The organism is Flavobacterium swingsii, assembly GCF_900111965.1.
GTDB classification, from domain to species: Bacteria; Bacteroidota; Bacteroidia; order Flavobacteriales; family Flavobacteriaceae; genus Flavobacterium; species Flavobacterium swingsii.
Map to the genome: position 1 here is coordinate 458,954 of NZ_FOJT01000002.1, position 16,197 is coordinate 475,150.

General features: G+C 31.7%; 14 protein-coding genes. 7 read left to right on the top strand and 7 right to left on the bottom strand.

Going from position 1 to position 16,197, the window contains the following annotated elements; translation table 11 throughout:
• Position 1: 1 nt before the first annotated feature.
• Positions 2-1,555 carry a T9SS response regulator signal transducer PorX gene (gene porX, locus BM053_RS04960; RefSeq protein WP_091474663.1) on the bottom strand — a complete coding sequence of 518 codons (1,554 nt, stop codon included), beginning with the start codon at positions 1,553-1,555 and terminating at the stop codon, positions 2-4.
• Positions 1,556-1,692: 137 nt separating this feature from the next.
• Here porX and BM053_RS04965 point away from each other — a divergent pair, with 137 nt between their 5' ends.
• Entirely contained in the window at positions 1,693-3,738 is a 2,046-nt protein-coding gene (locus tag BM053_RS04965; RefSeq protein WP_091474665.1) for a M13 family metallopeptidase, read from the top strand.
• 63 nt (positions 3,739-3,801) lie between these two features.
• On the opposite strand, the gene BM053_RS04970 is transcribed toward BM053_RS04965, so the two are convergent.
• The 3 genes from BM053_RS04970 to BM053_RS04980 form a co-directional block, all read right to left on the bottom strand.
• Positions 3,802-5,802, bottom strand: coding sequence for a TonB-dependent receptor plug domain-containing protein (locus tag BM053_RS04970; RefSeq protein WP_091474668.1), 2,001 nt, complete (start codon positions 5,800-5,802; stop codon positions 3,802-3,804).
• A gap of 70 nt (positions 5,803-5,872) precedes the next feature.
• On the bottom strand, positions 5,873-6,223 hold the full coding sequence (locus BM053_RS04975) for a hypothetical protein (protein ID WP_167357286.1): 351 nt from the start codon (positions 6,221-6,223) through the stop codon (positions 5,873-5,875).
• Between the two features lie 103 nt (positions 6,224-6,326).
• The gene (locus BM053_RS04980; protein ID WP_091474673.1) at positions 6,327-7,316 is read right to left on the bottom strand and encodes an aspartate-semialdehyde dehydrogenase; all 990 of its coding nucleotides are present in this window, start codon (positions 7,314-7,316) and stop codon (positions 6,327-6,329) included.
• 210 nt (positions 7,317-7,526) lie between these two features.
• Here BM053_RS04980 and BM053_RS04985 point away from each other — a divergent pair, with 210 nt between their 5' ends.
• Together BM053_RS04985 and BM053_RS04990 are read left to right on the top strand one after the other, a co-directional pair.
• Positions 7,527-9,494, top strand: a complete 1,968-nt coding sequence (locus tag BM053_RS04985; RefSeq protein WP_167357287.1) for a T9SS type A sorting domain-containing protein — start codon at positions 7,527-7,529, stop codon at positions 9,492-9,494.
• 7 nt (positions 9,495-9,501) lie between these two features.
• A complete protein-coding gene (locus BM053_RS04990) occupies positions 9,502-9,885 on the top strand; it encodes a hypothetical protein (RefSeq protein ID WP_091474677.1) in 384 nt (127 codons plus the stop codon).
• Positions 9,886-9,928: 43 nt separating this feature from the next.
• Here the strand turns inward: BM053_RS04990 and mscL are convergent, their stop codons facing one another.
• The 3 genes from mscL to BM053_RS05005 all read right to left on the bottom strand — a co-directional run bounded on the left by mscL (position 9,929) and on the right by BM053_RS05005 (position 13,458).
• Positions 9,929-10,300: a large conductance mechanosensitive channel protein MscL gene (mscL, locus tag BM053_RS04995; RefSeq protein WP_091474679.1), complete on the bottom strand. Its 372-nt coding sequence runs from the start codon at positions 10,298-10,300 to the stop codon at positions 9,929-9,931.
• Between the two features lie 83 nt (positions 10,301-10,383).
• Positions 10,384-12,828: a bifunctional UDP-N-acetylmuramoyl-tripeptide:D-alanyl-D-alanine ligase/alanine racemase gene (locus BM053_RS05000; RefSeq protein ID WP_091474681.1), complete on the bottom strand. Its 2,445-nt coding sequence runs from the start codon at positions 12,826-12,828 to the stop codon at positions 10,384-10,386.
• 9 nt (positions 12,829-12,837) lie between these two features.
• Entirely contained in the window at positions 12,838-13,458 is a 621-nt protein-coding gene (locus tag BM053_RS05005) for a thymidine kinase (protein ID WP_091474683.1), read from the bottom strand.
• 101 nt (positions 13,459-13,559) lie between these two features.
• On the opposite strand from BM053_RS05005, the gene BM053_RS05010 reads away from it, so the two are divergent.
• The 4 genes from BM053_RS05010 to BM053_RS05025 all read left to right on the top strand — a co-directional run bounded on the left by BM053_RS05010 (position 13,560) and on the right by BM053_RS05025 (position 16,163).
• Positions 13,560-14,414 carry a hypothetical protein gene (locus BM053_RS05010; RefSeq protein WP_091474685.1) on the top strand — a complete coding sequence of 285 codons (855 nt, stop codon included), beginning with the start codon at positions 13,560-13,562 and terminating at the stop codon, positions 14,412-14,414.
• Positions 14,415-15,113, top strand: a complete 699-nt coding sequence (gene rsmI / locus BM053_RS05015; protein WP_091474686.1) for a 16S rRNA (cytidine(1402)-2'-O)-methyltransferase — start codon at positions 14,415-14,417, stop codon at positions 15,111-15,113. It begins immediately after the preceding gene.
• Positions 15,114-15,182: 69 nt separating this feature from the next.
• The gene (locus tag BM053_RS05020) at positions 15,183-15,641 is read left to right on the top strand and encodes a hypothetical protein (RefSeq protein ID WP_091474688.1); all 459 of its coding nucleotides are present in this window, start codon (positions 15,183-15,185) and stop codon (positions 15,639-15,641) included.
• On the top strand, positions 15,642-16,163 hold the full coding sequence (locus BM053_RS05025) for a hypothetical protein (protein ID WP_091474690.1): 522 nt from the start codon (positions 15,642-15,644) through the stop codon (positions 16,161-16,163).
• Positions 16,164-16,197: the final 34 nt, after the last annotated feature.

The following is a 16,197-nucleotide window of genomic DNA, read 5'->3' on the forward strand; positions in this document are numbered from 1 at the left end:
TTTATTTCTTCGGGCTAAATACTAAAAATGGTACAATAACTTCTTCCAATGAAATTCCTCCGTGTTGGTACGTATTTCGGTAATAACTCACGTAATGATTGTAATTATTTACATAAGCCAAAAAGAAATCGTTTTTCGCAAAAATATAAACGCTTGTCATATTTATAGACGGTAAACCAATTTTTTTAGGATCTTTTACAGCGTAAACTTCTTTATTTTCATAAGTTAAACTACGTCCAGTTTTGTAGCGTAAGTTTAAACTCGTGTTTTTATCACCAATAACTTTCGACGGATTTTTACAATTTATAGTTCCGTGATCGGTTGTGATAATTAGTTTAAATCCAAGTTTCTGAGCTTGTTGAATAATTTCTAATAAAGGTGAATTTTTAAACCAACTTAAGGTCAATGAACGATATGCTTTGTCATCTGAAGCCAATTCTTTTACGACATCCATATCGGTTTTGGCGTGCGATAACATATCGATAAAATTGTAAACAACAGTGACTAATTTTTTGTCTTTTAAGGATTTAAAATTTTCGGCTAATTTTTTTCCGTTATTTAAATTAGTAATTTTAAAATATTCTTGTTCAATATTTAAACCATTGCGTTTTAGTTGTGCGGTAAGAAATTCGGCTTCATATAAATTCTTTCCACCATCTTCAACATCATTTTTCCAATATTGAGGAAATTGTTTTTCCATTTCCGATGGTAATAAACCCGAAAAAATAGCATTTCTTGCATATTGTGTAGCCGTTGGAAGTATTGCAAAATAAGGTATTTCGCTTTCTAATTTGTAATGATTGTTTACCACACTTTCGAAAGCTTTCCATTGGTCATAACGCAAATTATCAATCACAACAAAAAGTACATTTTCTGCTTTTTTAAGTTCTGGAATGACTAATTTTTTGAATAAATCATGCGATTGTACTGGTTTGTCTGCTTTTGGCTCGAACCAATCTTCATAATTATTTTCAATAAATTTTCCGAACAAATGATTGGCTTCTGTTTTTTGAGATTCCAGAATTTGAAACATATTTTGGTCATCGATATTTTCTAATTCAAGTTCCCAAAAGATTAATTTTTTGTAAAATTCGACCCATTCTTCATAGGAATTAACCATCGACATTTCCATAGAAATTTTACGAAATTCTTTCTGATAATCTAAAGTTGTTTTTTCGGAAATTAAACGAGAATGATCTAAATTTTTCTTCAAACTCAATAAAATCTGATTCGGATTGACTGGTTTTATCAAATAATCGGCTATTTTAGAACCAATCGCTTCTTCCATGATATATTCTTCTTCACTTTTTGTAATCATAATTACAGGTGTAGAAGATTTTTTCTCTTTCATCTCCGAAAGCGTTTCTAAACCTGACATTCCAGGCATATTTTCATCAAGAAAAACAATATCAAAATTTTCTTCTTGAAACATATCTACAGCATCACGACCATTATTACAAGTCGTTACAGTATAATTTTTCTTTTCTAGGAATAAAATATGTGGTTTTAGTAAGTCGATTTCGTCGTCTACCCAAAGTATTTTGATGCTGTTCATGGCGTTATTTATGTTTTGATGGTGCAATTTAATACTTATTAAACATAGGATTCTTAATTTTATTGTAAAATAAATAGTAAGTTTTTAATACTTTATCATAAACTTATATCTTTGACGAATTATCAAACAATTTTACTATGAAATTTAATACCATTGCATTACTTTTTTCGGGAGTAATTATGCTAACGACAAGTTGCAAAAAAGAGAACGACTTCGACCCAAATGCGTCAGATGCGTTGGCTACAAATCGTGATACTTTAGTAAATCCTTCGGACGATTTTTTTATGTATGCAAATGGAGGTTGGTTCAAACAAAACCCGATTCCAGACTCGGAACGTAGCAACGGAATTTTTAGAACCATTCAAGATACGATAAACAATCAGGTAAAACAAATTTGTGAAAAATCGGCTGCTGCCAATGCAGACAAAGGAAGTAACAAACAAAAAATAGGTGATTTTTATGCTTCAGGAATGGATACCATTGCTATTAATAAAGCTGGATTATCTCCACTAAAAGGCGAATTAGCTAAGATTGATGCCATTACCGATGTTCCATCTTTATTATCAGCTATGGCGCATTTGCACACCATTGGAGCAAGCCCAGCATTTTCTACTTATGTTGGTCAAGATGATAAAATAAGTACAAAATATGCTGTATTTTTCTCTCAAGGTGGTTTAGGTCTTGGTAACAGAGATTATTATTTTAATACCGATAAAGAAACAGTTAACATTCGTAATGAGTATGTGAAACATCTTCAAGTTATGTCTAGATTTTTAGGAAATAGCGAGGCAGTTTCATCTCAAAACGCTTCGGTTATTATGAGATTAGAAACCGATTTGGCTAAAGCTTCTCGAAAGTTGGAAGCGCTTCGTGATCCAATTAAGAATTATAATAAAATGGCTGTTGCCGATTTGAATAAAATCACAACAAACATCGCTTGGGACAAAACATTGCCATTAATGGGAATTAATAAAGCCGATTCGGTAATTGTTGGACAACCAGAATTCTACAAAGCATTGAATACTATGATAAAAAGCTATTCGATTGCCGATTGGAAAACGTATTTGAAATGGGATTTACAAAATACGTTTGCGTCATATTTAGGAAGTGATATCGAAAAACAAAATTTCAAATTTTATTCGACTGTTTTAAGCGGAGTTGCCACTCAGAAACCTCGTTGGAAAAGAGTAGTAGAGCAAACAGATGGTTCACTAGGAGAATTAATTGGTCAAGTTTATGTTGATGAATATTTGCCAAAAGGAACCAAAGAAAAGTTACTCGAAATAGGAAATAATATTCGTGATGTATATGCAGAACACATCAAAAAATTAGATTGGATGAGCGAACCAACTAAGAAAAAAGCATTAAGTAAATTAGCAAAAATAGTTATGAAAGTTGGTTTTCCAGACAAATGGAAAGACATGAGTTCTGTAAATATTACTAAAAATTCTTATTGTGCTAATGTTATGGCAGTAAACAAATGGTCACACAATGATATGGTTTCTAAATACGGAAAACCAGTAGATAGAACCGAATGGGGAATGTTTCCTCAAACTTATAATGCTTACTATAATCCGAGTAATAACGAAATTTGTGTGCCAGCTTGTAATATTTTAGTTCCAGGTTTTGAAGGTCGTATGCCAGATGATGCTGTTTTGTACGGAATTATTGGAGGTTCTACTTTTGGACACGAAATTACACATGGTTTCGATGATCAAGGAAGTCAGTATGACGAAAACGGAAACCTAAACAACTGGTGGACAGCTGAAGATTTGAAAAAATTTCAAGCTAAAACAAAACTTATCGTTGCTCAGTTTAACAAGTACGAAGCTTTGCCAACTAAATTTGTAAATGGTGATGCTACTCAAGGAGAAAACATTGCTGATTTAGGCGGAGTTGTTATGGGTTACGAAGCATTTAAGAAAACAAATCAATACAAAACCAATCAGAAAATTGCAAAATTATCACCAGACCAACGCTATTTCTTGGCTTATGGTTATGCGTGGATGGTAAACATTAAAAAAGAATCGTTAGCACAACAAATGATGACCGATGTGCATGCGCCAGCAAAATTCAGAATTAACGGACCGTTGAGTAATATTCCTGAGTTTTATAAAACTTTTAATATCAAAGAAGGAAGTAAAATGAGATTACCAGAAAATGAAAGAGTGGTAATTTGGTAGTATTTATTTGAAATAAAAAAAAACGAGGTAATTAGCCTCGTTTTTTTTTATGCCTATTTTCTATTACAACAAGAAACTAACACCTAAAACAATGTTTCTTCCAATATTAGGAATGCCGTCAGTTTTTAGCCTCGAAAGATGCGAAATATAGCTTTTGTTAAGCATATTATTTGCATTTATAGATATATCAAAATTGGTTTTGTTAATATTTATATTTCCACCTAAACCAATATTTACTAATGTATAATCATTGTTTTTTGTTTCAAAAGTACTGTTGTTATTTTGTTTAAAAATACTTTCAACATTTACTGTGGCAAAACCTTTTTTAATCCAATTATTGATATCAAATTCGGTACGAAGATTATTATTCCATTTGTTTGCAGGAATAAGCGGCAAATATTCACCGTTTTGTTTCTGACCAGTTACAGTTTCAAAACTACTCGTGATATGCAACCAATCTAACGGATGCGGATGAAAATGAATACCAAATTCTCCTCCATATAATTTTGCGTTGGCTTGTACATAATCGTACACATCATTCTCATCGATTATATTTCCGTTTGGAGAAATAAATATGTAGTTGTTAATGTGATTGTAAAAACCATTTGCGAAAAATTCAAAATGAGAATTTCCGTATTCAAGATTCAAATCAGTTTGAATATTTTGTTCGTTTTTTAAGTTAGAATTTCCAATTTCATAACGATTACTTCCTTCGTGAACACCGTTTGAAGTTAGTTCGGCCAAGTTTGGCGATCTAAATCCAGATGCCACATTAAATCTAAAAGACAAATAGTCTGTCAGTTTCGTTTTGTATCCCAAAGAAGCATTAAAACTAGTATATTTTTTGTCGATGGCTTCAAAATAACCTTCATCGCCTATAATTCCATGAGTTTCGGTATTAATTTTTCTGGTATCAAAACGAAATCCTGCTTGTATTACATTCGATTTCCATTCGTAATTAGATGTTGCCAAAGCTCCGATATCATTTGTATTAGCATCAGGAATTAGTAATTCTAAACCAGAATTTCTATTGGTTTGGCTCATTCCTTGCAAACCAATTATGGTTTCTAATTTTCCTATTTTTGGTAAATAATATTTTAAATCATAATTTACCGTATTCAAATTCATATCTAAAACTGGAATTGTACTGTCTTCAAATTCTTTACGATTGTTAGAAATATAACCAAAATTAGCATCCAATTTTGAGTTTTTGAAGAAAAAATTATTATGCAAACTCAAAATATGATTTAAAACACCTTGTCTAGGATAATCAGGATCTCTTTTTCTGGTTTGCAAACCTATTTCTTCGGGAATTCCTAAGTTTAAATTATTCAAATTATAACGTAAAATAGTAGCGAATTTTGGATTACTATAACCAATAGCTGTTTTTACATCAGCTTCATCAAAACGAGTATTGGTAACTAAACTATCATTTGGCATTTTGTAATCGCCATGATTGTTATAACCACCACGAATGATAAATTTCCAATTTTCAGAGGATGATTTTAGTCCAAATGATGTGTTGCTTCCGTGAGTATTTGAAAATAATTTTTGATTAAAATCTGCCGAATAGGAATTAGGCTTGGCAAATTTTTCTGGATTAAAGTACAAAACACCACCCAAAGCATCGGAACCATAAAGTAAAGAAGCAGGGCCTTTTATAACTTCGACACTTTCTATACCGCTATCACTAAGTCCCAAACCATGTTCTTCTCCAAACTGCTGATTTTCTAGTCGTACACCTTGTGTATAAACCAAAACTCTATTGCCGCTTAGTCCACGAATAACAGGTTTTCCTATAGATGTTCCTGTGGATATTTGTGAAACTCCAGGAATTGAAGCCAATCCTTCCATGAGCGTTGCTGCTCCTTTTTGTTGTAATTCTTTGATGCTTTTGTGTTCAATCTTCATCACATTTTGCGATTGAATTTTATTAAAAGCATTGGAAGAAATTTTGACTTCATCCATTACAAATGGTTTGTCTTTATGAAGTGTATCTTGAGTAACTTGAGCATAAAGCATACCTGAAAACCCTAATAAAAGGGCAACTAAAAATGATTTCATATTTAATGATATTTTATTGTTTAAAAAATAAATTGAAGTTATTACCGAAAGTTTTCAGTAATAAAAAAAATTAAACAATAAAACAGGGAGGAGCACGAAGCGCAAAAAGGCTTCCTTTAAAAAAGTTGGTTATTTCTTTAGAATATAAGAAGGTATATCCGGTAGAGACTTGCTTTTTTATGAATTGAAAATGAGAAATATTTGGAGTAACAAATCCACCTAAAGTAAAATCGCAAACAAAACAGTGGTCAAAATTATGGTGTTGGTGGGTAATTTGATGACCAGAAGTTGGTTTGTGATGACATTTGTTTTCAGAAACTTGTTTTGCCAAATGCTCATAACTGTGCACCGATTGAAATAGTATCGAAAATAATACTACAATCGCTAACAGCAAATTTATGATGACAAACTTCTTTTTCATGTAAGGCAAATGTAACAAAGCAAAAAAGAAAATCCATTTAAATTTAACAAAATTTATGATTTGCTAAATTTAAACGGATTTCTAAAATGACGTTAGGTTTTATCTACACCAAACTATTTTTTACTAAATATTCAGCAATTTGTACTGTGTTTGTAGCAGCACCTTTGCGAAGATTATCGGCTACAATCCACATGTTTATTGAGTTTGGTTGACTTTCGTCACGACGAATTCTTCCTACAAAAACATCATCTTTTCCTTGCGCATACATAGGCATCGGATACGTGTAAGTGTCGTTATTATCTTGTACAACAACTCCAGGCGTGTTATGCAAAAGTTGACGAACTTCATTCACATCAAAATCATTAGAAAACTCGACATTTACCGCTTCACTATGTCCTCCAACAATTGGCACGCGAACGGCAGTAGCTGTAACAGCAATAGTTTTGTCATCAAGAATTTTTTGAGTTTCACGAACTAGTTTCATTTCTTCTTTAGTGTAACCGTTTTCTTCAAAACTATCACATTGAGGAATAGCATTTCTGTGAATAGGATATTTGTAAGCCATTTCTCCAGAAATTCCTGCATATTCGTTTTCTAGTTGCTGTACCGCTTTTACACCAGTTCCAGTAATAGACTGATAAGTTGAAACAATAACTCGTTTGATATTATATTTTTTATGCAACGGAGCTAAAACCATAACCAATTGAATGGTAGAACAGTTTGCGTTTGGAATAATTTTGTCTTCTTTTGTTAATATCGAAGCGTTTATTTCAGGAACAACCAGTTTTTTAGTTGGATCCATTCTCCAAGCCGACGAATTATCAATTACAGTTGTGCCAGCAGCGGCAAATTTTGGTGCCCATTCTAAAGAAGTTTCTCCACCAGCAGAAAATAAAGCAATATCAGCTTTCATATCTACTGCTGTTTGCATTCCTACTACTTTATATTTTATACCTTTAAATTCTATTTCTTTTCCTACAGATCGCTCTGAAGCAACAGGAATTAATTCGGTTACAGGAAAATTTCTTTCGGCTAAAACTTGAAGCATTACTTCACCAACCATTCCGGTTGCACCAACAACTGCAATTCTCATAATTTATTTATTAAATTTTGTAGTGCAAAAGTAATTAATAATTAAATTCAAAAAACAAAAAACCTATGCATTTATGAATAGTTTAGTATTTACCCTAAAATTAAAATAAATTGAAGAATTAAACTTTCATTTACGAAATGATAACATTATATCATTTAACAAAAGCCTATGTTTTATACTTTTGCATCAATACAACTAAAATCAATAAAAATGAAGAAAATTTATTTTGCAATGTTATGCATAGGAATACAGAGCATGATGATGTCACAAACTACGCTTATCAATACAGGTTCATCGTGGAAATATTTAGACAATGGTTCTAATCAAGGAACGGCTTGGAGAGCAACGACAATAGATGAAACGAGTTGGTCACAAGGTAATGCTCAATTAGGTTATGGAGATGGTGACGAAGCAACCGTAGTTAGTTATGGAGCGAGTTCTACAAATAAATACATAACAACTTATTTTAGAAAAACATTTTCAGTAGCCGATGCGAGCTTATTTTTAAATTATACTTTGAATGTAAAAAGAGATGATGGTGTGGCGGTTTATGTAAACGGAAGTGAGGTTTATAGAAATAATTTAGCCGCCGGAGCATCAAATACAACTTTAGCCACACTTGCAAGCGATGATGGTGGTACTTTTCAAACTACAACATTACCAATAGGAACATTTGTAACTGGAAACAATACCATTGCTGTAGAAATTCATCAAAATGTAGCCAACAGTTCAGATATTAGTTTTGATCTTGGGCTTATCGGAAATATTACAGTTCCTGTAGTAACAACACAGAAACATATTCGTTGGGGAACTACAAAAAATCCTTTAGAAGGATTAACCGTTGCATGGACAAATTCTACAGCAGCTACTACCGATCAAATTAGATGGGGATATACGACTGATTATGAGCAAGGAACTACTAATATTGTTTCAAGAGCAGGTTATGCCGCAGCTACAAATAAGTTTTTTAGTTTCACATTTCCTGGAGTATTATCATCAAACGCAACAATATATTATTCGTTATATGATTCTGTATCTAGCACATGGACGGCTCAAAAAACATATATTACCTCACCTCCTTTGAATGTTAATGCATTTTCTTTTGCAGCCGTGGGAGATAGTAGAACAAATGTGAGTGTATGGAACAATATTTCGACTTTAATGAATGCAAGAAATCCAGCATTTGTGGTTTTTAATGGTGATATTGTTGATACTGGAAGTTCAGCTTCACAATGGGACGCTTGGTTCGATAATGGAACTAATTTAATCAACAATAAATTAATCTTACACGCACAAGGAAATCATGATGTAGCTTCTGCATCTTATTATCAGAATATTTTTGATTTACCAAAAAACAATGTGCCTACAACTGAATTGTATTATTCTGTAGATTATGGAGAAACTATTTTTATATGTTTGAATTCTGAGACTCCAGCAGATGCAGCTCAAAGAACATGGCTTACCAATACATTGATAGCAAATGCAAGTAAAAAATGGAAGATTATTTCGTTCCACAGACCTTTTTATACTGTAGGACCACACGCTGGCGAAATGGATAGTTATTGGAATACATGGTTTAAGGATTTTGATGATTATGGGGTAGATTTAATTTTAACTGGTCACGATCATTTATACGAAAGATTCAAGCCTATTAACAGAAATGTGAGTACAACAGTTCCTGTAGCAAATTATGGTAGTTTAGCTGGCGAAGGTAGATGCCAAGTGGTTTGTGGTGGCGCGGGTGCTCCATTGTATACAGCAGGTACTTCTTCATTTTTACAAACGTTCAAATCAGATTATCATTATGTGATGTTTGATGTTACAAATACAACACTTTGTGGTACTGTTTATGATGATTCTAATCTTGTTATCGATAATTTTTGCATTAACAAACCTTATTTATCGACAGATACTCCAAAAGGAATTTTTTATCCAATTAAGTTGTATCCAAATCCTGTAAAAGATATATTCAAAGTAGAATATTCTTCTCCAAATACAGGTGATGTAAAAATCAATATCTATGATATAAAAGGTAAACTTATAGTAACAGAAAAAGCCACAAAATCATCAGTTGAATTTACATACAGCTATAATGCTTCATCATTAAATGCAGGAGTATATGCTTTTGAAATTCAAATGGGAAATCAAAAAGATACTTCAATACTGATTCGTGAATAATTATGAAATGAATAACATATTAGAAAAATGTATTAGAGTTGGTGTTTTTGGTACCTTCTTAGGTCACGGAATTGTAGCATTAAGCATTAATCAAAAATGGATTCCATTGCTTACCTGCTTTGGATTTACAGAAAACCAAGCAGTTACTTTGATGCCTTATATTGGAATAGCAGATGTAGCTGTTGCTTTCATGGTTTTATTTTATCCAATTCGTGCTATAGTAGGATGGGCTGTTTTGTGGGCATTTATGACTGCCTTGAGCCGACCAATATCTGGGGAGTCTATCGTGGAGTTTGTAGAAAGATCTGCTAACTGGTGTTTACCACTTGCATTACTGATAATACTTGGAGTACCGTATAATTTAAAAGGTTGGTTGCTAGTTAGAGCATAAAAAAGGAGGACATATGTCCTCCTTTTTTGTTTAGATATGTTATTTATTTCTTTAATAAATCTCTAATTTGAGTAAGCAATTCTTCCTGTGTTGGTCCAGCTGGTGCTGCAGCTTCTTCTTTCTTTTTAGCTGCATTTATACCTTTAATAATCATAAATAAGACAAAAGCAATAATAATAAAGTTAATTACTGCAGATATAAACATACCGTATTTTACTCCGCCAAAAATAGTTAACTCTTCTATTTTAGATAAATTAGCCGCTGACAAAGCTGGTTTTAACAATAATGGAGTAATTACATCATCTATTAATGAGCTAACTATTTTTCCAAATGCACCTCCAATAACTACACCGACTGCTAAGTCAACTACATTACCTTTCATTGCGAAAGCTTTAAATTCTGATAACATTCCCATAATTGTTTGTTTTAGGTTAATTTTAATTGTTATAAAGAGCTAATTTAACATTTTATTTTAATAATCACCAAATAATTAATAAGTTATTCTCTATAAAAAACCCGTTTTACTCTGCCAGAAATACTTGTTAATATCTCATAAGGAATGGTATTTATAGCTTTTGCAATGGTTGTAACTGATGGATTTTTACCAAAAATCACAACTTCATTTCCTTCAAAACAATTAATTTCTGTTACGTCAACCATGAGCATATCCATACAAATACTTCCTATAATTGGTGCTTTTTGTTCATTAATTAGAACATAACCAACTCCATTTCCCCAAGAACGAGAAATTCCGTCAGCATAACCTATAGGAATTGTGGCTGTTTTTGTTGGTTTTTCGACCATAAATCGGCGACTATAACCCACGCTTTCACCAATATCTAAAGTTCGTATTTGTGAAATTATCGATTTTAATGTACCCACATTTTCCAACTCTTCTGTTTCATTAATATCGTTAGAAACTCCGTATAAACCAATTCCCAATCGTACCATATCAAATTGTGCTTGTGGATAATTGCTTATTGCTGAAGTGTTTGAAATATGACGAATAGGATATATTTTTAGCTCTCTCGTAATTTTACTAGATATTATATCAAAATCTGAAATTTGTTTTTTTGTAAAAATATCGTGTGTTAAATCATCGCTAGCGGCTAAATGAGATAAAATACTTTTTACTTGAATTGAATCATTCTTCTGTAAAATAGATATAAGTTCTGGGATAATTTCGTCATCAAAACCCAAACGATTCATTCCTGTATTTATTTTAATATGTATTGGATAATTGGTGAGTTCTTTTTGTTCCGTAATTTTTATAAATGCTTTAAGACCTCGAATACTATATATTTCGGGTTCTAGATTATATTGAATTATCGATGGAAAACTCGTCATTTCTGGATTAAGAACCATAATTGGCAATTCGATTCCTGCTTGACGAAGTTCGATTCCTTCATCGGCAAAAGCCACACCAAGATAATCGACTTTGTGATGGGCGAGGAGTTTGGCAATTTCAAATCCGCCACTTCCATAGCCAAAAGCTTTTACCATAACCATAATTTTGGTTTCCGGATTCAGTTTCGATTTGTAGTAATTTAAATTATGACTTATCGCATTCAGGTTAATTTCTAAAACGGTTTCGTGTGTTTTTTCCTCAAGTAACGTTACGATTTTTTCGAATTCGAAATGACGAGAGCCTTTTATTAAAATCGTTTCGTTTGCAAAATCTAAATTCTCAAAATCGTCAATAAAATCATTGGTTGAAACATAAGAAATAGCATTGAGAAACTTGTTTTTATATTTAGAAATTATATCTCCAATACAAATTACTCGATTTATTTTATTTGAAATAATAAGCTGAGAAACACGAGCGTATAAATTTTCGTCTTCTAATCCAGATTGGTAAATATCAGATAAAATAAGTGTTTTCTTTAAATGTTGCTTTTGGTTTTCAAGAAAATCTAAAGCAATTTTTAATGACTGAAAATCAGCACTATAACTATCATCAATTAAAGTACAATTGTTAATACCTTTTTTTACTTTCAATCGCATTTCAACAGGAAATAATTGGCTTACTCGATGCTCGATTGTATCTAAATCATACTTCAAATATAACATAGTTAAGATACAATGCATGCTGTTTTCTAACGAAGCTTCGTCGGTAAATGGAATTTGTATTTTAAAACATTTCTCCTCATTTGTAATATTCAAAATCGAATAATCATCGAAGGTTTTCTTCTGAAAAAAAACATCAGCAGACTTATCATTTGTACTCCAAGTAAAGGTTTTTATTTCCGATTTTATAAAAGCTTCGATGGTTTTATTCTTATTCAGAATTAAAACTTCAACGTTAGTGAATAGCTTCAGTTTTTCTTTTATTTTCTCAGAAATATCGGCAAAACCTTCGTCGTGAGCGGTTCCAATATTCGTTAAAATTCCAATGCTTGGTTGAATTATCTTTTGAAGATTTTCCATTTCACCTTTGGTAGAAATTCCAGCTTCAAAAATTCCGAAATTATGATGTTCATTAATCCCAATCACCGAAAGCGGAACACCAACTTGCGAATTGTAACTTTTTGGGCTTCTAATAATATTATAATCAGGACTTAATAAAAAATTAAGCCATTCTTTTACAATGGTTTTTCCGTTACTTCCTGTAATTCCTATGACTGGAAAATGGAATAAATTACGGTAATAACTGGCAAATTTTTGTAAAGCAAAAAGTGTATTTTCGACAATTAAAAAATTAGCTTTATCCTTTAACCTTTGAGGAATATAGGTAACTACAAAGTTTTTGACACCTTTAGAAATTAAATCTCCAATATAAATGTGAGCATCATTATTAGGGCCAACTATAGCAAAAAATAAAGTGTTTTCATTATTTTGTAGCGAACGACTGTCTATAGAAATATTATTGATATGAATATCCGTCTCAATACCTTGAAAATCGGCATTTAGAACTGGAATTATATTATGTAAGGAAATAGCCAATAGGTATAATTATTTTTCTTTTGATAAATGTTCAGCATCTTTTACAATCATATTTTCACGCATTGCATTATAATAAGCGGCACGACTTAACGGCTCATATTCTTCGGTTTCGCCAAGCATAACAAGTTTGTCATTATCGGTTTTACGAAAACTATAATTGGCAAGATTTCCTGTGCGAGTACAAACAGCGTGCACTTTTGTAACATATTCGGCAGTTGCCATAAGTGCTGGCATTGGTCCAAAAGGATTTCCTTTAAAATCCATATCCAATCCAGCTACAATAACTCTAATCCCAGAATTAGCAAGATCATTACAAATTTTGACAATCTCATCATCAAAAAACTGAGCTTCATCAATCCCTACAACGTCGCAACCTTGTGCCAAAATTGCAATATTTGCAGCGGCAGGAACAGGAGTAGAGCGAATCTCGTTTTTATTGTGCGAAACCACCATTTCTTCATCATACCGAGTATCGATAGATGGCTTGAAAATTTCGACTTTTTGTTTGGCAAATTGGGCTCTTTTTAATCTACGAATTAATTCTTCGGTTTTGCCCGAAAACATCGATCCGCAAACAACTTCAATCCAACCAAACTGCTCTTTATGATTTACTGTATTTTCGAGAAACATTTTTTATTTTTATAACGATAAAAATGAATAGTTTTTATTACTTTGTAACAGAACAAATTTATTAAAAAAGATAAGCTTTATTGCGTATAATAGTAAAAGTTATGAAAAAAAGATTGGAAGCCGAATTAATTAGCATTGCGCACCGAATTTTACAACTAAAACACAAAGAAGATGTTCGTGAATTACACCACGAAACTCAAAAATTATACGAAAAATTGTCTGTTTTGTTATTTGTAGAAGAGCATTTTAGCGAAACAAAGCCTACAATTGGTTTGCATGATATAGAAGTTATAGTTGAAAAAGCATTCGATTTTGATGAAAAAATTTCAGCTATAAAAGCTAAAGAAGAAATTATTATTCATGACATAAATGAAGAAATTCCTCCAGTAAAAGCAGTTGCTGAAGAAGTAAAAGTGGCTATTGAGGAACCAAAAGAAGTTATTGAAGAGCCGAAAGCAACAATTGAAACTCCAATTATTGAAATTCCTAAGCTAGAAAAAAAGCAAATTGCTATAGATGATTTTTTAAGTAATATGCAACCAGAGCCTATTTTTGAAAGAGTTTCTAATACTAAAAAAACAGAAGATTCTAAAATTCCAGCTGAAATATCAAAAATTATAGATGATAAAATTGAAGAAAAAGTTGTTCCAGAAGTAAAAATTGAAACAGAAATATTTTTTGATAAAGTAGATTCGAAACCCGCCATAAATCTTAATGACAAATTGAACAAAAGTGTCAATATTGGTTTAAACGATAAATTGGCTTTCGAAAAACAATTATTTGACGGAAGTGTTGAAGATTTCAATCGAGTAGTTTCACAAATTTCGACTTTCGATTCATTAGAAGATGCTAAGAATTTTATTGAAGAAATGGTAAAGCCAGATTACAACGATTGGAAAGGAAAAGAAGAATTTGAAGAACGTTTTATGGAATTTGTAGCCAGTAAATTCGTTTAAATGGGGAAATTATATCTTGTTCCAACACCAATTGGTAATCTTGAAGACATGACTTTTCGTGCCATTCGTGTGCTTAAAGAAGTCGATTTAATCCTCGCTGAGGATACGCGCACCAGTGGAAAACTCTTAAAACATTTTGAGATTTCGACACATATGCACAGTCATCACATGCACAACGAGCACAAAACCATTGAAAACATTATAAAACGCATACAAACGGGCGAAAATATTGCTTTAATTTCCGATGCAGGAACGCCAGCTATTTCAGATCCAGGATTTTTACTCACTCGAGCTTGTGTCGAAAATAATATAGAAGTAGATTGTTTGCCAGGAGCAACAGCATTTGTCCCAGCTTTAGTAAATAGTGGTTTTCCTAATGATAAATTTATTTTTGAAGGTTTTTTGCCTGAAAAAAAAGGACGTCAAACTCGTTATTTAGCTTTAGCAGAAGAAACAAGAACAATGATTTTATATGTTTCTCCACACAAATTAGTAAAAACATTAGCAGAATTTGTTCAATATTTTGGTGCAGAAAGACCTGTTTCTGTTTCTCGAGAAATATCTAAACTACACGAAGAAACCATTCGAGGAACAGCTGAAGAAGTCTTGAAACATTTTGAAACAAAACCGCCAAAAGGTGAAATTGTAGTTATTGTAGGTGGAAAGATTTCTGTAAAAGAGAAAAAAGAAGATAAATAATTTTAACACGGATTGCACTAATATACAAGTTGGCAGACATTTTGGGGTAACGAAACGTAAAATTTAAAAATGAAAAAGGCATTAAAAATTATTGGAATTATTGTAGGAGTTATTATTCTTTTGATTGGAATAATAAGCTATTTTGGTTGGAAAAGTATGCAAAAATTAGAGTTAGCTCAAGAAAAAGCGGATTATATAATGGAAAATCTTGACAAACCAAATGTTGTAGAAAAATTTCCAGTGAAATATTTTCCTAAAGAACAATTAGAACCAATAATAGGTGGAATTAGACAAAATTGTGATTGGAAAAATAAAGACGGAAAATTCGTTGATTTTTTTACCGCTAAAAACATTGGAGGAGTTAACCAAACCTCATTTATTTATGAATATTATCTCAAATGTGATAGCTTAAGATTTATATTGTCATTCAATGTCGAAGATGAACCCGAATTAATGGGATTCAATGTTGAGCCAATAGAAACAGAAAACAAAATGATATTATTTCCTGAAAAACAACTTAAAAAATAGATGATAAAAAAAATATTGCCTTTTGAAAAATTAGTTTATCGTTCAACATTAACTAAAGAAGAACTTTTAAAACATCTACAAAATGAAATTGAAGCTGAAAAGGCTTTTGGTTTTGGTGCTAATCAATTTTCATATTCTAAACCATATATTGGTAAAATTTACAATAATACATTTGAGATAAAAAGAGCTATAAACTATAGAAATTCATTTTTGCCTCTAATAAAAGGAGAAGTTAAAGATGATATAAATGGTTCTAAAATAAATGTAAATATGAAGCTAATTGACATTGTAAAAGTCTTTATGATAATTTGGTTAGGCGGTGTTTTAGTTGGTTGCTTAGCAACATCATATAGCTTAATATTCAAAAATGGTTTAAATTCAGAAGGTGGAATGTTTATGTTTATTCCTTTTTTTATGCTAATATTTGGAGTTGTTTTAGTTTCTTTTGGATTCAAAGCAGAAAGTAAAAAAAGTATAAAAGATTTAGAAGAAATTTTAAAAGCAAAAATAATAGAAAGATAAAAAACGATCTGCCAACAGGCGTTTTTGATATAAT